This window comes from Flavobacterium celericrescens (assembly GCF_011392075.1).
Taxonomy (GTDB): Bacteria; Bacteroidota; Bacteroidia; order Flavobacteriales; family Flavobacteriaceae; genus Flavobacterium; species Flavobacterium celericrescens.
Map to the genome: position 1 here is coordinate 51,079 of NZ_JAAJBV010000004.1, position 20,705 is coordinate 71,783.

The window sequence follows — 20,705 nt, forward strand, 5'->3', positions numbered from 1 at the left end:
CAATCGTACTTTTATAACCTTAAATATTGGCATGAATCAAATATATAATTTAATTGTAATTCTAGCTTCACAATTGCTAAAAATTATTACGCTTTTTAGTCCTAAAATGAAACTTTTTGTTGAAGGACGAAAGGCTGTCTTTCAAACCTTGGAAAATAAAATTCAAGCGACTGATAGAACAATTTGGTTTCACGCTGCGTCTTTGGGAGAGTATGAACAGGGTTTGCCTGTAATTGAAGCTATCAAGCAACAGTATCCAAATCATAAAATTGTAGTTACTTTTTTTTCACCTTCAGGCTATGAGGTGCGAAAAAACAATAACCTTGCAGATGTTACTGTTTATTTGCCTTTGGATACAATTTCGAATGCAAAGCAATTTTTAAGAATAGTTCATCCAGAAATGGCTTTTTTTATTAAGTATGAATATTGGCCAAACTATTTAAATGAACTTAAGAAAAAACAAATAAAAACATATCTGATTTCAGGAATTTTACGAGAAAACCAAGCTTTTTTTAAATGGTATGGCGGATTTTATAGAAATGCACTTAAAACATTTGATTACTTTTTTGTGCAGAATGAAAGTTCGAAAACACTATTGCAAAGCATTGGATTTAACAATGTGAAAGTTTCTGGAGATACTCGTTTTGATAGAGTAGTTTCTATTTTAGAGCGCGATAATTCACTGGATTTTATAGCACAATTTAAAGCTGATAAAACTACAATTGTAATTGGAAGTTCTTGGCCTAAGGATGAAGAATTGTTAATTGATTATATCAATAATAGTGCTGAAAATGTAAAATTTATTATAGCACCACACAATATTAAATTAGAGCAAATACAAGAGCTAAAAAAAGCAATTACAAAAAAAACGATCTTGTTTTCTGAAAAAGATACTGTTGATGTATCAAATTATTCTGTTTTTGTCATTGATACAATTGGAATTTTAACCAAAATATATTCTTATGCTGATATTGCCTACGTAGGTGGAGGTTTTGGAAATCCTGGTGTGCACAATATTTTAGAACCTGCAACTTTTGGAGTTCCTGTTGTCATTGGACCAAATTATGCTCATTTTGCTGAAGCTACGGCCTTGGTTAACATGGAAGGTTGTATTTCGATTCAAAATCAAACCCAGCTTAATGAAGTTTTTGATTTGTTACTCCAAAACGAAGACGAACGACTTGAAAAAGGGCATATTTGTAGCACTTTTGTACAAATGAATAAAGGAGCCACACAAGCGATAATGGGTTATATTTTAGCGTAGCTATCTTTTTCGGTTATCTGTTTTATTATTTTATTTCTATTTTGAATAAATTTAGTTAAATGATTTTTTAACAATAATCTATTGAAGATTTTACCAAAAAATCCAAATGGCGTTTTATATTCTAAAATATCTGTCATTATAGTTTGGTTTTCTTTTTGGGTAAAAAAATGTTGATGTTTGAAGCTTTTAAAATGTCCTTTTAATTGTTCGTCAACGAAATAGTTTGGAAAATCCATTTTTGTAATAATGCTTTGATGTTTGAGATAAATACCAAAGTGTTTTCCTTTCCAAGTTACAGTTTCTCCTTTGTTGATTAGTCCTGAAGTTCTTCCTTCAATTGCTTTTTCATTTGTTTTACTTGCTGAATATTGATGAACATCGATATTTCTGCAATTGTTGAAAACAATTTCAATTGGTGCGTTAATTGTTGTTGAGATTTTTATTTGTGTCATTATTTTCTATTTTATAAATCAATCCAAAAAATATTGATGTTATTGAATAAGATAGAGCGATGTTTTCTTCTCTATTGTTGAAAGCGATAGAGAATGATATAATAATTCCAATTGTACATATACTCAGTAATATGGGTTTTATGTAAAGAGGTTTTGTATTTTTTTTATCCAATTTGTAATATATTATTCCAAGTATTATATAAGTTGGTAGCGAAAAAAATAATCCAAATATTACTGTAATTGGATAGACAGAAGTTAGATTGAACAAAGTACGGGTATCGGTATAATAGTAATTTATTATATCTGAAATTATTGGCGCAACAAGTAATGTTGAAAACCAGTGTTTGATAAGATATGACCAATTCATAATTTTATAATTTATAATGATTTATCAAATTATTAATAAAAAGAATAGTATTCACCACTGCAAAAAGCACAAATAGCGTATTCATAAAATAGCTTCCAACTTTGAATAGTTTTCTTTTTGGAATATCATACATTGGATAATAAGCAATTTGTGTGGCTACTTTTCCAACCCAATAGGCAGCTATTAATCCAGTTAATGCCACAGCCAAAGCAGATTGCTCTTTTAATTCATTAGTAAATACAATTGCAATTAATCCGAAAGAGAAATTTAAACCTTGTATATATCTTCCGTAAGTTTTTGCAATTTCTTGATTTAATGGTTTTAGTTGTTTCACATCGTTATACCAATCAAAAACTTGATGGCGAATGTAAGGGTAAATTAAAGCTGTAAATATTTGACCAATTCCACTTAGAATTATTAGACAATTTGGGATATTATAGTTCATGATTTTATTCGTTTTTTATTTTCAACACTTATTTCAGAGCCAACTGCAAGCATGACTGAAATTGGTTTTTGATTGTTTAGAAATTCAAACCTTTTACCATAAGTTTTGTGGAAATCAACATCTAAATAATGATTGGTTACTTCGTATTGCTGCCATCTTGGATGTTTAACTTCATATTCAAACGTCTTTTCTTGGTTTACTTTCGTGTAGCCAAAACAATGCTCGGTTATAAATTCAGCCTCAGAGTTCGCTTCAATTTCTATCGGATTTTTTTCAGTTTCTACTAAAATGGTGTTCCACTTGTTTTCAATTTTCCATTGATAAACATAATCTACTTTTTCTAGTTTGTTTTCTGTAATTGAGTGGTTCATTTGTAATGTTTGATAATGTTCCTTGTAGATTGTATTTGCTACAATTGTTAGCGCTGGTTTTGGAACAATTTCTTTAATAAAAACTACTCCGCGTTTCCATTTACCATTTTCAAAGCGTTTTACATAAAATCGCAAATTGACTTCTTCAAAATTGATGTGAAACGGAATTTTTAATCCTAATAATTTTACATTTTCAAACATAAATCCGACTAAACTTATGTAACATTTTCCATTCCAAATATCTATCTCTGTTCCTTTTGGGATATATTGTTCTAAGATTTTAGCATCAATTTCATAATTGAATAATGCTAAGTTTTTCCATTGTGCGGTTAGGAAACTCATGCTTTTATAATATTAAATTTAGAATTTGAGAAACTACAATAATTTATATATAAATTATAAATTGCTATGAGAAGACACATATAGAAGAAATCACCTATAAAAAACTTAAAAAACAGGGTTACAATAAACCAATAAAGTATGTAGAAAATAAGCAAGAGTCTGTTATATGCAATAGCATAAAAAGTTAATATAAATGATATAAATACTTGAAAAAATCCAAGAATCAATAAGAATCCAACGCTACTATCTAAATTGTAGCCAATAATATTTTCAATGAAAACAATAATAAAAGCTACAATTGTAAGGATTAAATTTAGGTAATAAGAAAGCTGTCTCATAAGTATCCATTATTTTAAACTTTCAGAAAAAAATGAAAGTTTAGGTTAAATTTTTTTATTTCTTCATGAATTTTACTAACAATTGTGCCAACCAATTGTCTTTGTATTCTGTGATTTTATCTAATACATTGTCGGCTTGTAAGACGAAATCGTATAATTTTGTAGTTTGATTTACGAAATGTTTTTCCGCTGCTGTGTTATCTGATTGAATAGAAGAAACTTCTTTTAAGATTTTCAAAGCGGGTTTAATTTCGCGTTTGCTACGTTCTCTCGAAATTTTTACAGCTAATTCGTCTAAATCTTTTTCGGCAGTGAAAAATTCACGTCTTTCGCCTGCTTTGTATTCTTTGTACACGATGCCCCAATCCATCAAAGCTCTTAAATTCATAGAAGCATTACCGCGCGAAATTTGTAATTCTTCCATAATGTCTTCCATAGAAACGGGTTCGTGCGAAACCATCAACAACGCATGAATCTGTGCCATGGTTTTGTTAATGCCCCATTGAGAACCTAAGGCTCCCCATGTTTGAACGAATTTATTTTTTGCTTCTTTGAATTCCATGAGACAAATGTACAACAAAGTTTTTAAAGTTTCAAAAAAAAATGAAAGTTTGTTGTAAAAAGAAACCGAAGTGATTTGTTTCGGTTTCTAAATATCTAAAATTCCAATAATCTAAATCAACCCAGCTCTCTTCAACAAAGCCTCTACTTTCGGTTCTTGACCTCTGAATTTTTTATACAATTCCATTGGTAATTCGGTGCCACCTTTTGAAAGTACGTTGTCTTTGAATTTGGTTGCGACTTCTTTATTGAAAATTCCTTTTTCTTGGAAATAGGCAAACGCATCAGCATCTAAAACTTCTGCCCATTTGTAGCTATAATATCCCGAAGAATAACCACCTTGAAAAATATGTGAAAACGAAGTACTCATGCAATTTTCTTCCACATCTGGATATAAAGATGCAATTTCCATAGCTTGTTTTTCAAAAACTTTTACATCGGCAATAGTTTGCGATTTCCCGTGATACGTCATATCTAAAATTCCGAAACTTAATTGTCTTAAAGTCGCCATTCCTTCTAAGAAACTCGCGCTTTCTTTGATTTTTTCTACATATTGTTGCGGAATAATTTCACCTGTTTCGTAATGTTTTGCAAACAATGCCAACGCTTCAGGTTCGTAACACCAGTTTTCCATTACCTGACTTGGTAATTCCACAAAATCCCAATACACCGAAGTTCCGGATAAACTAGGATAAGTCGTATTGGCTAACATGCCGTGTAATGCGTGCCCAAATTCGTGAAACAATGTCGTTACTTCATTAAAAGTTAATAATGATGGTTTCGTTTCGGTTGGTGGTGTGAAATTACAAACAATAGAAACATGAGGGCGTTCGTTGATTCCGTCCTTAATATATTGTGGTTTGTAGGATGTCATCCAAGCTCCGTTTCGTTTTCCTTTTCTTGGAAAGAAATCGGAGTAGAAGATAGCCACTAATTTGCCTTCGAAATCTAACACTTCAAAAGTTTGCACATCTTCGTGATATTTGTCAATATCAAAAACTTCTTTGAACGTGATTCCGAATAACTTTTCAGCAATGGTGAAAGCACCGTTTAAGACGTTTTCTAATTTGAAATACGGTTTCAACAACTCATCATCCAAACTGAATAATTTTTGTTTTAATTTTTCCGAATAATATGCGCCATCCCATTTTTCTAATTGATCAATTCCGTCTAATGCTGCCGCGAAAGCGGTTAATTCAGCAAATTCTTTATGAGCTGCTGGTTTTGCTTTTTCCAGTAAATCATTCAAAAACGATTGTACTTTTTCTGGATTTTGCGCCATTCGTTCTTCCAAAACAAAATGCGAATGCGATTGATAACCCAATAAATTAGCACGTTTATGACGTAATTCGACAATGCGTTTTACGTTTTCTTTATTATCGAATTCATTATCTTGAAACGATTTTTTTCCAGCAGCAATAGCAATTTCTTTTCGCAATTCACGATTTTCGATATACGTTACAAAAGGTAAATAACTTGGAAAATCTAAAGTAAAAATCCAACCTTCTAAATTTTTCGATTTGGCCAAACTCGACGCCATTTCTTTTGTGCCATCAGGAAGACCTTTTAAATCGGCTTCGTTGATGATATGTAATTGATAGTTATTGGTTTCTGCCAAAACATTTTCTCCGAAAGTCAATTTTAATTTTGCTAATTCGGTATCAATTTCGCGTAATTTTAATTTATCTTCTTCCGAAAGTAATGCTCCATTTCTAGAAAAACCTTTGAATTTTTTATCTAATAAAGTAGCTTGCTCTGTAGTTAATTCCAAAATATCTTTTTGATCATAAACGGCTTTAACTCTTTTGAATAACTCTTCGTTTAAGGCAATATCATTGCTAAATTCGGTCAACAAAGGAGAAACTTCCTGTGCGATTTTTTGCATTTCATCACAAGTTTCAGCCGAATTCAAATTGAAGAAAATAGACGATAAACGATCCAATTGTTCACCTGAATAATCTAAAGCTTCGATGGTGTTTTGAAAAGTAGGTGCTTCAATATTGTTTGTGATATTGCTAATTTCATTTCTAGCTAATGCAATTGTTTTTTCAAAAGCAACTTTATAGTCTGAAAGTTTTATCTTACAAAAAGGAGCAGTATTGTGATTTGTTGTAAATTTTTTTAAAAAAAGTTCCATAAAAATTTGTTTTTATCGATAAAGTGTATAATTTTGTCGACGAAATGAAGATGAAAATCCCTTTTTCCCCCGAATTAAGAGAGAGTAGAATTTTTTTATAGTTGTCACTTAATTGTGAGTAGAAATCCCGAATTAGTAATAATACGGGATTTTCTTTTTTTATTTCAATCCTTCAGAAGCTTTAATTACAGCTTGTTTCAATCCTTCTTTGTAAGCGATGATTTTATCTAACACACATTTATCAGAACTTCCGATAATTTGTGCCGCTAAGATTCCCGCATTTTTCGCTCCGTTTAAAGCAACAGTTGCTACAGGAACGCCACCCGGCATTTGTAAAATTGATAAAACCGAATCCCATCCATCAATAGAATTACTAGATTTCACTGGAACTCCAATTACAGGAAGTGGCGACATAGATGCAACCATGCCAGGTAAATGCGCCGCACCACCAGCTCCAGCAATAATTACTGAAATGCCTCTTTCGTGTGCATTTTTACTGAAATCAAATAATTTTTCAGGTGTTCGATGTGCCGAAACAATATCTACTTCGGTTTCGATGTCAAATCCTTTTAATATGTCGATGGCTTCTTGCATTACTGGCATATCCGAGATGCTTCCCATTATTATGGCTACTTTACTCATTTTTGTTTTTATTATTTAAAAAATAAATATTTGATTAGATAGATTATCAATGCGATTAAAAAAATATAAAGAATAGTTAAAATAAAAATTGAAAAAAACGCTTTGATTCTTTCTCCTAAGTATTCGTTTTTATCATGAAGGATTATCCAATTCTTTTTTAAAAGATTTGTAGAATCTGTCACTTTAAAGAAATTAATAATTGCATCTAAAATATCCATATTATGAAATTACCCTAATACTATTCTTCACTTCTTCAGCAATTCTTCTTGCTTCCGTCATGTCTTCATTTACAATTGTAACGTGTCCCATTTTTCGGAAAGGTCTTGTTTCTCTTTTTCCGTAAATGTGTGGCGTTACTCCGTCGATTGCCATGATTTTTTCTATGTTTTCGTAAACTACTTGTCCAGAATACCCTTCTTCACCTACCAAATTTACCATAATTCCGGCAACTTTGCTATCGGTGTTTCCTAAAGGTAAGTTTAAAATCGCACGTAAATGGTTTTCAAATTGCGAAGTATAACTCGCTTCAATAGAATAATGTCCAGAGTTGTGTGGGCGAGGAGCAACTTCGTTTACCAAAATTTCATCGTCCGAAGTTTGGAACATTTCTACCGCTAATAATCCAACATGATTGAATGCTTCTGAAACTTTTAAAGCAACTTTGGTAGCTTTTTGTGCTACTTTTTCATCAATACGAGCCGGACAAATTACATATTCCACTTGATTCGCTTCAGGATGGAATTCCATTTCTACTACGGGATACGTTTTTACTTCCCCAGAAACAGAACGCGCTACAATTACCGCTAATTCATTCTTGAATGGAATCATTTCTTCAGCAATACATTCTACATCAGGAAGTTTTACCAAATCTAATGCAGAGCGACAAATTTTAACGCCATTTCCGTCGTAACCAAATTGCGCACATTTCCAAACGAATGGAAATTCTAATTCATCTTTTGCTAAAGCGTTTCTTAAATCGTTTAAATCTACAAATCGTTGGTGTGGCGAAGTGGGAATATCGTTTAAAACGTAATAATCTTTTTGTTTTCCTTTGTTTTGAATCAAACGTAAGGTTTTTGGCGAAGGGTAAATTGGTAATCCTTCTGCTTCCAATTTATCTAAAGCATCCAAATTTACATTTTCAATTTCGATAGTTAACAAATTGACCATTTTACCAAATTGGTAAACCGTATCAAAATCCATTAAACTGCCTTTGTAAAATCCGTTGCAACTGTATCGTGCTGGAGCTTCTTCGCTTGGTTCTAAAACTAAAGTTTGAATATCGAATTTTCGAGTTTCAGTCAAGAGCATTTTTCCTAATTGACCGCCGCCTAAAATTCCTAATTTAAAATCAGAAGAAAAATAATTCATTTCGTCGTAGTTATTGTTTTTATTTGTCTCATGCAGTCGCTTCGCTCGAGTCATTTTGTTGTGTTGTTTGTGTCGCAAAGATAAGCATTTGGAAATTATTTTAATCGCTTCAAAATATCTTTCGCAGCAAAACAATAGCCAGCAGTTTGTTGACTAAGATCGCGCGTGAGTAAACTCTTTAATTCTTCATTTACCCACGAATGTTTTTTACCAAGTTCAAAAAGAGTTCGCATAGAATATGCTGCATTAGCTGCTTTATTTGTTGAAATTAACCAGTCTAAATTACTTTCAATAATTTTTTCTTCTTGAAAAGTGGTCAATTTAATTGTTCTTGATTTGGATAAAAACAAGCAAATTTTTGATACAGAACGAATAGCAGAATCGGAAGTATAATCGGATAGTTTGTTACAAAATACATCAATAAATGGAATGAATAATGCAAGTTGCTCTTCACAAATTAATTCTAAAACCCAACAAGCTTTATGGTGGTTTTTGTCTTTAGTCATCAACGCAATTTCAACTAAATCTTTCAGATAATTAGGATGAGCAAAAACAAAATTTTTGATATCGTCTCTGCATTTTCTGTGTGCGGTACTTTCTGCTATTTCTGTGTAAAAATCTAGATTCATTTGGTAAATATATCAAATTTGCAAAAAAGTTAAAATACTTTATTTGAAATCCTTATGAGTTTAGTAAATTTGTTGTTTATTTCTAAAAGTAACCTAAAGTGATACAACTACACGATAAAAAGTTTGAAGTTTTTATTTCTGGAGCAGAAATAAACTTTGCCATTGAAAACATGGCCAAACAAATTGAAGATGATTTTTTTGATGATGTTCCCGTTTTTATTGGAGTTTTAAATGGCTCTTTTATGGTGGTTTCAGATTTGCTAAAAAAATACAATCAGCCTTGCGAAGTTTCATTTGTTAAAATGGCTTCTTATGAAGGAACACAAACTACTAATGAAGTAAAACAATTGATTGGTGTAAATCAAAATTTAGAAGGTCGTTCCGTAATTATTGTAGAGGATATTGTAGATACAGGAAATACTATCGAAGAATTAAAAGCAATCTTAAAAGAACACAATGTAAAACATTTTAAAATTGCAACTTTATTTTTAAAGCCTGAAGCATACAAAAAAGACATTAAATTGGATTATGTAGGTATTAGAATTCCAAATAAATTTATTGTAGGATATGGTTTAGACTACGATGGTTTAGGAAGAAACTTAAAAGACGTATATCAATTATCAGAAAACTAACCATTCATTAACATAACTTACAATGATTAATATAGTATTATTTGGAAAGCCAGGAGCTGGAAAAGGAACACAAGCCGAATTTTTAAAAGACAAATACAATTTAGTACATTTATCTACAGGAGATATCTTTAGATTTAACATAAAAAATGATACCGAACTAGGAAGATTAGCTAAAACATTCATGGATAAAGGTGATTTAGTTCCAGATGCGGTAACTATTCAAATGTTGCAAAGTGAAGTGGATAAAAACCCACAAGCTGCTGGTTTTTTATTTGATGGTTTTCCAAGAACTATTGCTCAAGCAGAGGCTTTAGATGCTTTTTTAGCGAGTAAGGAAGAAGAAATCACAGCAACAGTTGCTTTAGAGGCAAACGATGAAATTTTAATACAACGTTTATTAGAAAGAGGAAAAACTTCAGGCAGACCTGACGATCAAGATGAAGAAAAAATCAGAAATCGTTATGACGAATACAATCAAAAAACGGCACCTTTAATGGATTATTACAAATCTCAAGGGAAATTTCATACTGTAAACGGAATAGGTACAATTTTGGAAGTTAACGAGCGATTGAATCAAGTTTTTGATAATTTGTAAATCAAATAATGGTAAAAAACAATTATCAATTTACCTCTAATGTTTGGGAATATTCAGGAAAAGGCGCTTGGATTTTTGTTACAGTTCCTCAAAATGTCTCATCAGAAATAAGGAATTCATTCAAAGAATATGAAGAAGGCTGGGGTAGATTAAAAATTGATGCCAAAATTGGAAAAACAAATTGGAAAACTGCTATTTGGTTTGACTCTAAAAATCAAACGTATTTATTGCCATTAAAATCAGAAATCAGAAAAAAAGAAAATATACTTTTAAACTCTGAAATTGAAGTTATTATCTCTATTTAGATATTGTTAAGACTAAATTTCGAGCATTCAATTTTTTTTTAGATATTTGCAAACAGAAAAGGAGCTATTTCCGAAATTCGGGATGTATGCTCTTTTTTTGTAATTTTAAACTATGGAAATTTTAATTATACTTTTTTTAATCCTTTTAAATGGTGTCTTCTCAATGTCAGAAATTGCATTGATTTCTGCTAGAAAAAATCGTTTAGAAACCGCTGCAAAAAAAGGAAATAAAAATGCTAAAGCAGCTTTAGACCTAGCAAATTCGCCAAACGAGTTTTTATCTACGGTTCAAATTGGTATCACTTTAATTGGAATCTTAACAGGTATTTATTCGGGAGACAAAATCACGCAAGACATGCAAGATTTTGTAGCCACTTATGAGGTTTTAAAACCTTATTCGCATTCAATTGCTGTAGGAATTGTGGTGGTGACGTTAACTTTTTTCTCTCTTGTTTTAGGGGAATTGTTGCCAAAACGTATTGGTTTGAATTATCCTGAAGGTATTGCAAAAGCAGTTGCTTATCCTATGAAAATAGTTTCAACAGTGACAATGCCGTTTATTTGGTTGCTAACTACTTCAACAGATTCATTATTAAAAATGTTACAAATTAAACCAACTGCGGATGGTAAAGTAACTGAGGAAGAAATTAAAGCAATTATTAAAGAAGGAACAGAAGTAGGTGAAGTACAAGAAATTGAGCAAGATATTGTGGAACGAGTGTTTCATATTGGTGATAGAAAAGTAAATTCGTTAATGACACACCGAAGTGATATCGTTTATTTGTCACTTGAAGATTCTAAAGAAGAAATCAAAGCAAAGGTAATTGATGAGTTGCATTCGGTTTATCCTGTATGTGAAGATAATTTAGACAATGTAATTGGTTTAGTGTTATTAAAAGATTTATTTGTAAGTTTTGAGTCTGGAACATTTGATTTAAAGTCAATTACAAAAGAACCTGTTTATTTAATTGAGCAAACTTCGGCATATAAAGCACTTGAAAATTTTAAAACTTCAAAGCTACATTATGCTTTTGTGGTTGATGAACATGCTATTTTTCAAGGGGTTATTACTTTAAATGATATTTTAGAAGCATTAGTAGGAGATGCCTCAGATTTTGATGAAGACGAATATAAATTAATTGCAAATGAAGATGGCACGTGGTTAGTTGACGGGCAATATTCATTGCATGATTTTTTAACGTTTTTTGATTTGGATGAATTAACCACTGATTACGAAGTAACCACAGTTAGCGGATTTTTTATCACAGAACTTGGAAATATTCCTACTCAAGGAGAAAAAATCATCTGGAACAAACTAGAATTAGAAGCATTAGCCATGGATGGTGCTAAGATAGATAAGGTACTTATCAAACAATACAAAGAATAAAATAATTAATTTAATAAGGTTACAGTTAGAAACTTCTAACTTCTAACTTCTAACTTCTAACTTTCAAATGACAGAAGGAAATTTTGTAGACTACGTAAAAATATATGTTTCTTCCGGAAAAGGAGGGAAAGGGTCGTCGCATTTACACAGAGAAAAATTTATTGAAAAAGGAGGCCCTGATGGAGGAGACGGTGGCCGAGGAGGACATGTTTATATAAAAGGAAATAAAAATCTTTGGACATTGTTTCATTTAAAATTTTTGAAACATTTAAGAGCAGGCCACGGAGGAGATGGAGGAAGTTCAAGAAGTACAGGACATGATGGTGAAGATAAATATGTTGAAGTGCCACTTGGAACCGTTGTAAAAGATCAAGAAACAGGAGATGTTTTGTTCGAAATTACAGAACACGATGAGGTTAAAATCTTAGCGGAAGGAGGAAAAGGAGGTTTAGGAAACTGGCATTTTAGAAGTGCTACTAACCAAACACCTAGATATGCTCAGCCAGGAATGCCTGTAAAAGAAGTAGATGTCACGCTTGAGTTAAAAGTGTTAGCAGATGTAGGTTTAGTAGGTTTTCCAAATGCTGGAAAATCAACGCTACTTTCTGTTCTTACTTCGGCTAAACCAAAAATTGCCGATTATCCGTTTACAACTTTAAAACCAAATTTAGGAATTGTGGCTTACAGAGATTTTCAATCGTTTGTAATGGCAGATATTCCAGGGATTATTGAAGGTGCTGCAGAAGGAAAAGGATTAGGACATTACTTCTTGCGTCATATTGAACGTAATTCAACGTTGTTGTTTTTAGTTCCTGCGGATGCGGATGATATTAAAAAAGAATACGAAATTCTCTTAGACGAATTACGTCGTTACAATCCAGAAATGTTAGACAAAGATCGTTTGATTGTGATTTCAAAATGCGATATGTTAGACGACGAATTAAAAGCAGAATTGAAAAAACAATTGGACAAAGAATTTAAAGGAACACCTTACTTATTTATTTCGTCAGTTGCGCAACAAGGGTTGCAAGAGTTGAAAGACAAATTGTGGCAAATGCTAAATGTAGAAACTAAATAAAGGAAATAAAAATACAAGAAAAAGCATCTTCAATTTGAAGGTGCTTTTTGTATTTAATGCAATTATTAAAATAAAAAGTTAAAATTGGCATATTCGAAATTGAATTTATAGTGATAATTTTATCAAATTCTTATTTTTAAGTATATTCGCAACACAAATCAAAAGACACATATTTATTATGAAAAAATTATTATTATTTGTCGTTTCTGCGATAATGCTTGTGCCGGCTTCGGTAAAAGCAGACGAAGGAATGTGGTTTTTAATGTTCATTGAGCGTTTAAATCACCGCGACATGCAAAAAATGGGCTTGCAATTAACAGCCGAAGAAATTTACAGTATCAACAACCACAGCTTAAAAGATGCCATTGTGCAATTTAACGGAGGATGTACAGCTGAAATGATTTCTAAAGATGGTTTAGTATTAACAAACCACCACTGTGGATATGATGCCATTGCAGAATTATCATCAGCAGATAAAAACTATTTAAAAGATGGTTATTGGGCAGCTAACAGAAAAGAAGAATTAAAACCTTCTAGCTTATTTGTACGTTTCTTTGTTCGTATGGACGATTGTACAAAAAGAATTTTATCGGTTGTAAACCCAAGTATGAGCGAATTAGATAGAGAAAAAGCTATCAACGCTGAAATCGCTAAAATTGAAAAAGAAAACAACGAAGGTGGAAAATATACCGTTTCTGTTCGTCCGTTTTTTCAAGGAAATGAATATTACTATTTCGTTTACCAAGATTATAAAGACGTTCGTTTAGTAGGAACTCCACCAGAAAGTTTAGGAAAATTTGGTGGTGATACAGACAACTGGGAATGGCCACGTCATACAGCAGATTTCTCTATGTTTAGAGTATATGCTGATGCAAACGGAAATCCAGCAGAATATTCTCCAAATAATGTTCCTTTACAACCTAAACACCATTTACCAGTTAATTTAGGTGGAGTTAAAGAGAATGACTTCGCTATGATTTTAGGTTATCCAGGTAGAACAAACCGTTGGATGCCAGCAGGTGGAATTGAGCAAAATGTAAAATTTGCTTATCCAGCTTGGGTAGAAGGTTCTAAAACAGGAATGGATAACATGAAAAAATACATGTTGCAAAGTGATGCTTTAAACCTTGTATATGCTTCAAAATTTGCAGGTGTTGCAAACTATTGGAAAAACCGTCAAGGAATGATTGATGCGTTATCAAAATTTGGTACAGCAAAAACAAAAGCAGCTCAAGAAGCAAAGTTTCACAAATGGGCAAACAAACCAGCAAACAAAGCAAAATATGGTAATGTAGTTCCTACTATCAACAAATATTATGCAATGACAAATGAAAAATCACGTCATGATAATTACATGATGCAATTATTCAGAACATCTGCATTTGGAACAGTTAGTAGAGGTTTAGGAAAACAATTGGAAACGTATGCAAAATCTGATGCTACTAAAAGAGCTCAAATGGCGCCAGGTATTTTAGAAATGGTGGATGAAATGTATAAAGAATTACATATTCCAGCAGAAAAAGATATTTTAGCAGCACAATTAAATTTATACTCTAAAAAAGCGGGTTATACTTTAGCACCAATGGTTGAAAAATTAGCTAAAGAAAATAACGGAGATTTTACTAAATATGTAAATGCAGCATTTGATTTAAGTATTTTTACTTCAAAAGAAAAAATAAAAGCATTTTTAGATTTACCATCTGAAGCTTTATTAGTAAACGACCCATTGTATGTTTTAACAAATGATTTATTAACACACTATAGCTTTAAAAGTGAGGAGTTAACAAAAGCACAAAACGATTTTGGAGCATCTTTCCGTTTATTAGTAGAAGGTTTAAGAGAATCTAAAATTGGAGAAATTAAATATCCAGATGCAAACTCTACTTTACGTTTAACTTATGGAAAAGTTCGTTCTTTACCTGCTGATAAACGTAATGACGCTACAGTTAATAACTACACTACTTTAGCAGGTCAAGTTAAAAAATACAAAAAAGGTGATTTAGAATTTGATTTACCAGCAAGAGTATTAGAAATGAACGCGAATAAAGATTTTGGTCGTTATGCAGATAAAGACGGTTCTTTACACGTTTGTTTCTTAACTGATAATGATATTACCGGTGGAAATTCTGGTTCACCAGTGTTAAACGGAAAAGGAGAACTAATCGGTTTAGCATTTGATGGTAATATTGAAGCAATGGCTGGAGATGTTATTTTCGACAAAAAATTACAACGTACAATTAACGTAGATATTCGTTATGTATTATGGGTAATTGAAAATTTCTCTGGAGCTAAACATATTGTTGATGAAATGACAATTGTGAAGTAATTCCAATTCTTAAATAAATAAAAACCGACTTAATTTTAAGTCGGTTTTTTTATGGAATTATATTTCAATAGAAGTAATAATGTTTGTCAATTGATTCTTCAAATCTGGGTTAATGATTCCATTAACACTATTAAAATTGTCAAAAAAACTTGGTAATGAAAAACTTCCTTTCACAACGCCACCTTGAAAAGGGAAACGCCCTTTAGCAATTTCTAATACCGAGCTTCCTCCCCTTGGACCAGGTGAAGTTGCTAATAAAAGCATGGGTTTCTCTTGAAATGTTTTCATGTTAATTCGAGAAGTCCAGTCTAATATGTTTTTAAAAGCTGCCGAATAAGCGCCATTGTGTTCCGCAAAAGAGATAATAATTAAATCGGCACTTCCTAGTTTGGCATAAAAATCTTGAGCTAATTGTGGAATTCCGTTCTCTTTTTCTTTGTCAACAGAAAATATAGGCATTTCATAATCATTCAAATCTAAAATTTCGATAGAAGCATTTTGAAATTGATAAGCAACATAAGTTGCAAACTCTTTATTAATTGAAGCTTTGCTTGATGAAGCTCCAAAAGCTATAATTTTTTTCATTTGTTATTTGTTTAACCAATTGCCTAATATTTTTCTTAAAAAAGGCAATAATATAAATACCATAGTTGGCACTAAAATTCCAGTTAGAAGCAAAGTTTTTAAAGGCAATGGTAGATTCTTAATATAATCACCAATTAGAAAGGTAACTAAGGTAATCGTTGGATAAATAGCTAGCCAAACCATTATGGCAAATTTCCATTTAGGCGGTTGTTTCATTGTTTAAATAATGGGTTAATGCTCCTGACGGACATTTTTTAACGGTTTCAATAATTTTTTCTGTTGTTGAATTTTCTGCATGAATCCATGGTTTTTCTTTGGGTTTAAAAACGTCTGGATTATTCTTAACACAATTAGCAGAATGAGTACATTTTCCAGCCTGCCATACAATGGTTACTTCGCCATTTGTATATTCTTTTTTTAGATTTTTTGGATCCATGATTGATTTTTTAAATTACAATACGTCTCTAAATTCTGGAGTTTTATCAAAAACACTTTTCGCAAACGGACACAAAGGCAAGATTTTGATTCCTTTTTCTCTTGCAAATTCCACAGCTTTCGTTACCATTTTTTTACCAAACCCTTTTCCTTCATTTCCCAGATTTACTTCAGTGTGGTCAATAATGATTTTATCTTCACCCGCAAAAACAAAAGTCATCATAGCTTCTTGTTTGCCTTCAACTTCAATGTAAAAAGCGCCTTTGTTGTCGTTTATTCTAAGTTTTACTTCACTCATAATTTAATTTTTTACCGCGACTGACTACTGCTACTGCTCACTAATTATTGCTCCATAGGAATTTCCATTATCAAAAACTTCGCATTAGAATTTGCTTTGATTTCAATTTCATTAGTTTCCCAAATTCCAATTGCATCTCTTCTTTCTAATTTCTCGCCATTTACTTCAATTTCACCTTCGATGTTCATAATGTAAAAGCCGTTTCCTTCTTTTTTCAAATTTAATTTTTTTGAAAAATTAGTATCAAAATCACTTAAATAAAACCATGCATCTTGATGAATCCAAACTCCAGCATCATCAGGATTTGGAGATAAGATTTGTGCAAAATCATTTTTTTGTAATGATTGGTCTAACGTAATTTGTTGGTAACGAGGTTCTACATCTCTATATTTAGGAAACAACCAAATTTGGAATAATTTTGTGTGTTGGTCATGATTTGGATTGAATTCACTATGTTGAATTCCCGTTCCAGCACTCATAACTTGTACATCACCCGTTTTGATGGTTGCAGCATTTCCCATACTGTCTTTGTGAGCCAAATCACCTTCTAACGGAATGGTTATAATTTCCATATTATCATGTGGATGTGTTCCAAAACCCATTCCTGCAGCTACTGTGTCGTCATTTAATACGCGCAACATGCCAAACTGAATTCTATCTGGATTGTACCAACTGGCAAAACTAAAACTATGGTAAGCATTCAACCAACCATGGTTAGCGTGACCTCTTTCATTCGCTTTATGTACTATCGTTTTCATATCGTATAAATTTAGTAATTATTATGATACAAATTTACAACGAGGAATAGGGAAGGGCACTTAATGTAGGTTAAGAAATTATTTCTTCAACAACCGCGCTTTCATCTTACTAAAGAACTCAGGTGTAACGCCAATGTAAGAAGCAATGTGTTTTTGAGGCACTTTTTGTATCAATGTTGGGTATTTGCTACAAAATTTTTCAAAACGCTCTTCAGCCGTTAAACTCAAATTATCCATTAAGCGTTCTTGGTGAGAAACTAAAGAGTTTTCAGCTAAAATTCTGAAAAAGCGTTCTAATTTTGGAATTTCTTGATAAAGCTGTTGTTGGTTTTCTTTGGTAATGATTACTACTTCAGCATCTTCTAAAACTTCTATAAAAAGATTGCCTGGTTTTTCTGAAATATAACTGTACATGTCACCAATCCACCAACCTTCGCAAGCAAAATGCAAAACGTGTTCAATAATATTGTCATTAATATTGAAACTTCTCAAAATGCCAGAATTCACAAAATAAGTACACGTTGCTACTTCGCCAGCACTCAATAAAATGGTTTTAGCTTTAAACTGCTTGGTCTCGGTTTTAGATAAAAATAAGGCTTCCTCTTCTTTAGTTAAAGAAACGTGTTTGGCTATATTTTGAAGTACTTTTAACATACTTCAAAAGTAGGATTTATTTTTTAATATTTTGAATTGCCCAAATTAGTAAGGCGTTTTTTTCTTTCGGAATTCCTAATTTTTCAATGATTTTTGTGCGATGACCTTCAACTGTTTTTTCAGATAAGAATAACAATTCGGCTATTTGTTTACTTGTTTTTTGGGTAGCGATTAATTCAATAATTTTTCTTTCAGACAAAGTCAAAGAAGATAGAACATCGCTTGAAGCAGTTGGGTCTAATTTAAAATTGTTATGCATAGAAGTAGAAAAATATTTTTTCCCATTCTCAATTTCTTTTAAGCAATTTTCCAAATCTGGGAAAGCTTTATCTTTCAAAATATAACCATAAATATTGTATTCTTTTGCTTTGTTAAGAACACTAATTTCATTATGCATGGTAAGCAACACAATCTTAGTTTGACTTTTGTTTTCAAATATTTTTTGAGCAACTTCTATACCATCTAAACCAGGCATGTTTAAATCTAAAATAGCCAAGTCTGGTGTATGAAGCTGAATGTAGTTTAATGCTGCTTTACCATTTGAACAGGAACAAACGACTTTGTGCCCCATTTTTTCTACATAGGAAACTGTGCCTTGCAAGGTTAATGGATGATCGTCTGCTATTAAAATTTTCATGTTATTTTTTTATTTCAATTACAATTTTAGTACCTTTTTCTGAAGAAGAAATAACTGAAATTCCACCAATTGCTTTGCTTCTTTCTATAATGTTATGCAATCCAAAAGCATCTTTAGATTGTAATGTTTCTTCTACATTAAAACCAATGCCGTTATCAATAATTTCAAGGGTAATTTTCTCTGAAGTTTCTATAATTGATATTTTAGCCGCAATGGCATTAGCATATTTGATGATGTTGGTTACAGCTTCTTGAACTATGCGGTAAACTTGCAGCTCTTTTTCAGAAGATAAACTACTCTGATAATTAAATTCGGAAGAAATCATGAATTGATGTGTATTTTCAATACGTTCAATGAATTGTTCTAAACTATTTACTAAGCCAATTTTTTCGAACAAAACAGGATGCAAATTTCTACTAATAGCTCGAATATCATTAATTATTGTATCTACTTTTTCATTTAACTGAAAATGATTGACTTCAAATGAATTTTTTAAGGCAAGTAATTCGTGACTAACACTATCATGTAAATCGGAAGCAATTCGTTTGCGTTCCTCTTCGGTTTTATCAAGTAAGTTTTTAGTAAATTGTTGCGATTGTTCTTTCTCTTTAAATAATTTCATTTGTTTTTGTTTTAAAAAGTAAATAAAAACACTCAATATTGAGGCTATGAAAACCAGTGCTAAAGCAAAAATAGTAGTGTTTTTCTTTGAGATGGTTTCATGCTGAAGCTGAATTTTTTGCTCTTTTTCTTTAGTTTCATATTTAGCAGCAAGGGCCAAATTTTCTAATTTATTTTGAATATTTGATAAACTATCTTTTGTTCTGTAGGCTTCTTTTGTATAAAAAACAGCTTTTTCAAATTCTTTATTTTGAATCGCTTTTTCTAGTAAAACAGTATAAAATAAATTGGCGCGTTCGTAGTTTTCGTTGGCAAGAAGATTTGGAAGTGCTTTTTCAATATAGCTAGTATTACAGTTTTTCACATCATTTTTTATTTCATATAATGCTAAAGCTGCTTGATAATCATTTTGCCAATTTTGAGAAGTATTTCTCGCAGCAACGGGTCTAATTCTATCTAAAACGATTTTTGCTTCCTTGGTTTTGTTCTCATTCAATAAAGCTTCAATTTCATAATCTGATAGACAAAGTAACAATACATCGCTGTCAAATTTACTGTCTAAATATTCTTTATAAGTAGTATGGATGTAATTGTTTTTTAATTGCGTTTTGCCAAAAAAACCATAAACAGAGCATTTATTGTATTTAGCCATAAAATAATCATAGGTGTTTCCTTCTTCTTTGAATACTTTTATGGCTTCATTAGCACTGCTAATTGCTTTTTCAAAAGAGCCATTTGCTTTATAAATGTTGATATAATTCAAATGTACTGAAACAATACTTTCTTTATCTCTAATTCTTTCAGAATAAATTCTTGATTTTTCATTGGCTTCAATGCTAAGTTCAATGTCACCAAGTATAAAATAAGTATAAGATAAATCATAGTAAGCACGCGCTATTTTGTAACAACTCTTATAATCGTTGGGTTCTAATGCTGTGATTTTTAAGAAGTAGTCCTTTGCTTTTTTTACGTTGTCTCTGTCAAATTCTAAATTTGCGTAATAATTGTCTATATGCGTAGTTTTTAAAGCGGGTAATTTGTTCCTATATTTTAAATTAAATGCATCAACTGTTTCAGTTAATCTTGGGTCAAAATCATAAAAATAGACAAACTTGGTTGTAATTACATCCAATATCTTTGAAGCATTAAGATATTCTTTATTAGCTAATTTAGTATTGTAATATTTAAAAAAGACTTTTAAATAGTGCTCTTTATCCTCCTGATAGTTGTCGTTTTGTCTCAACCAAACTTTTGTTGAATCTTCTTTAGGGGGAGTTACTTTTTCAAAATAGAAATTCTCTTTTTTGTCTTCACAGCTAATACTTACTATGATTAGTGTTAAAAGAAATGTGTATTTTTTTAGGGTTAACATGTATTGTTTTTTTACAAATGTATTCAATTCTGTAAAGAAAAAAAGTAGCTATTGCATTTCAGGGGTTACCCCTTACATAAATATTTAAGAGATTGATACAATT

23 protein-coding genes are annotated in these 20,705 nt (G+C 31.5%); 7 read left to right on the forward strand and 16 right to left on the reverse strand.

Annotation, left to right across the window (positions count from 1 at the left end):
- Positions 1-31: 31 nt before the first annotated feature.
- Complete coding sequence (locus G4L40_RS06620; RefSeq protein WP_166236420.1) at positions 32-1,264, forward strand: 3-deoxy-D-manno-octulosonic acid transferase; 1,233 nt, start codon at positions 32-34, stop codon at positions 1,262-1,264.
- Here G4L40_RS06620 and G4L40_RS06625 read toward each other — a convergent pair.
- From G4L40_RS06625 to G4L40_RS06660, 8 genes are all read right to left on the reverse strand, one after another.
- On the reverse strand, positions 1,249-1,716 hold the full coding sequence (locus G4L40_RS06625; protein ID WP_166236421.1) for an SRPBCC family protein: 468 nt from the start codon (positions 1,714-1,716) through the stop codon (positions 1,249-1,251). The two genes, G4L40_RS06620 and G4L40_RS06625, sit on opposite strands and share 16 nt — an antisense overlap.
- A gap of 371 nt (positions 1,717-2,087) precedes the next feature.
- A complete protein-coding gene (locus G4L40_RS06630; protein WP_166236422.1) occupies positions 2,088-2,528 on the reverse strand; it encodes a hypothetical protein in 441 nt (146 codons plus the stop codon).
- Positions 2,525-3,241, reverse strand: coding sequence for a YqjF family protein (locus tag G4L40_RS06635; RefSeq protein WP_166236423.1), 717 nt, complete (start codon positions 3,239-3,241; stop codon positions 2,525-2,527). Before G4L40_RS06635 ends, G4L40_RS06630 begins: the two co-directional genes overlap by 4 nt.
- Positions 3,242-3,634: 393 nt before the next feature.
- A complete protein-coding gene (locus G4L40_RS06640) occupies positions 3,635-4,141 on the reverse strand; it encodes a GbsR/MarR family transcriptional regulator (RefSeq protein WP_166236424.1) in 507 nt (168 codons plus the stop codon).
- Between the two features lie 111 nt (positions 4,142-4,252).
- Positions 4,253-6,277: a M3 family metallopeptidase gene (locus G4L40_RS06645; protein WP_166236425.1), complete on the reverse strand. Its 2,025-nt coding sequence runs from the start codon at positions 6,275-6,277 to the stop codon at positions 4,253-4,255.
- A 159-nt stretch (positions 6,278-6,436) separates the two neighbouring features.
- Complete coding sequence (purE, locus tag G4L40_RS06650) at positions 6,437-6,919, reverse strand: 5-(carboxyamino)imidazole ribonucleotide mutase (protein ID WP_166236426.1); 483 nt, start codon at positions 6,917-6,919, stop codon at positions 6,437-6,439.
- Positions 6,920-7,138: 219 nt separating this feature from the next.
- A complete protein-coding gene (locus G4L40_RS06655) occupies positions 7,139-8,290 on the reverse strand; it encodes a 5-(carboxyamino)imidazole ribonucleotide synthase (protein WP_166236622.1) in 1,152 nt (383 codons plus the stop codon).
- Between the two features lie 95 nt (positions 8,291-8,385).
- A complete protein-coding gene (locus tag G4L40_RS06660) occupies positions 8,386-8,919 on the reverse strand; it encodes a hypothetical protein (protein WP_166236427.1) in 534 nt (177 codons plus the stop codon).
- 98 nt (positions 8,920-9,017) lie between these two features.
- On the opposite strand from G4L40_RS06660, the gene hpt reads away from it, so the two are divergent.
- The 6 genes from hpt to G4L40_RS06690 all read left to right on the forward strand — a co-directional run bounded on the left by hpt (position 9,018) and on the right by G4L40_RS06690 (position 15,242).
- The gene (hpt, locus tag G4L40_RS06665) at positions 9,018-9,551 is read left to right on the forward strand and encodes a hypoxanthine phosphoribosyltransferase (protein ID WP_166236428.1); all 534 of its coding nucleotides are present in this window, start codon (positions 9,018-9,020) and stop codon (positions 9,549-9,551) included.
- 22 nt (positions 9,552-9,573) lie between these two features.
- Positions 9,574-10,146: an adenylate kinase gene (locus tag G4L40_RS06670; RefSeq protein ID WP_166236429.1), complete on the forward strand. Its 573-nt coding sequence runs from the start codon at positions 9,574-9,576 to the stop codon at positions 10,144-10,146.
- 8 nt (positions 10,147-10,154) lie between these two features.
- Positions 10,155-10,451, forward strand: coding sequence for a DUF1905 domain-containing protein (locus tag G4L40_RS06675; RefSeq protein WP_166236430.1), 297 nt, complete (start codon positions 10,155-10,157; stop codon positions 10,449-10,451).
- 112 nt (positions 10,452-10,563) lie between these two features.
- Positions 10,564-11,838, forward strand: coding sequence for a hemolysin family protein (locus G4L40_RS06680; RefSeq protein ID WP_166236431.1), 1,275 nt, complete (start codon positions 10,564-10,566; stop codon positions 11,836-11,838).
- Between the two features lie 67 nt (positions 11,839-11,905).
- Positions 11,906-12,916 carry a GTPase ObgE gene (obgE, locus tag G4L40_RS06685; protein WP_166236432.1) on the forward strand — a complete coding sequence of 337 codons (1,011 nt, stop codon included), beginning with the start codon at positions 11,906-11,908 and terminating at the stop codon, positions 12,914-12,916.
- A 178-nt stretch (positions 12,917-13,094) separates the two neighbouring features.
- Entirely contained in the window at positions 13,095-15,242 is a 2,148-nt protein-coding gene (locus G4L40_RS06690; RefSeq protein ID WP_166236433.1) for a S46 family peptidase, read from the forward strand.
- Positions 15,243-15,299: 57 nt separating this feature from the next.
- Here G4L40_RS06690 and G4L40_RS06695 read toward each other — a convergent pair whose 3' ends face one another.
- From G4L40_RS06695 to G4L40_RS06730, 8 genes are all read right to left on the reverse strand, one after another.
- Positions 15,300-15,827, reverse strand: a complete 528-nt coding sequence (locus tag G4L40_RS06695; protein ID WP_166236434.1) for an NADPH-dependent FMN reductase — start codon at positions 15,825-15,827, stop codon at positions 15,300-15,302.
- Between the two features lie 3 nt (positions 15,828-15,830).
- Positions 15,831-16,043, reverse strand: a complete 213-nt coding sequence (locus tag G4L40_RS06700) for a hypothetical protein (RefSeq protein ID WP_166236435.1) — start codon at positions 16,041-16,043, stop codon at positions 15,831-15,833.
- Positions 16,027-16,263: a (4Fe-4S)-binding protein gene (locus tag G4L40_RS06705; protein WP_166236436.1), complete on the reverse strand. Its 237-nt coding sequence runs from the start codon at positions 16,261-16,263 to the stop codon at positions 16,027-16,029. The genes G4L40_RS06700 and G4L40_RS06705 overlap by 17 nt, the downstream gene beginning before the upstream one ends.
- Positions 16,264-16,278: 15 nt before the next feature.
- A complete protein-coding gene (locus tag G4L40_RS06710; protein ID WP_166236437.1) occupies positions 16,279-16,560 on the reverse strand; it encodes a GNAT family N-acetyltransferase in 282 nt (93 codons plus the stop codon).
- A gap of 44 nt (positions 16,561-16,604) precedes the next feature.
- The gene (locus G4L40_RS06715) at positions 16,605-17,318 is read right to left on the reverse strand and encodes a pirin family protein (RefSeq protein ID WP_166236438.1); all 714 of its coding nucleotides are present in this window, start codon (positions 17,316-17,318) and stop codon (positions 16,605-16,607) included.
- 78 nt (positions 17,319-17,396) lie between these two features.
- Positions 17,397-17,972 (reverse strand): Crp/Fnr family transcriptional regulator, encoded by a 576-nt coding sequence (locus G4L40_RS06720; protein WP_166236439.1) that lies wholly within the window; start codon positions 17,970-17,972, stop codon positions 17,397-17,399.
- A 16-nt stretch (positions 17,973-17,988) separates the two neighbouring features.
- Positions 17,989-18,609, reverse strand: coding sequence for a response regulator transcription factor (locus G4L40_RS06725; protein WP_166236440.1), 621 nt, complete (start codon positions 18,607-18,609; stop codon positions 17,989-17,991).
- 1 nt (position 18,610) lies between these two features.
- Positions 18,611-20,602: a sensor histidine kinase gene (locus G4L40_RS06730; protein WP_166236441.1), complete on the reverse strand. Its 1,992-nt coding sequence runs from the start codon at positions 20,600-20,602 to the stop codon at positions 18,611-18,613.
- Positions 20,603-20,705 lie beyond the last annotated feature (103 nt).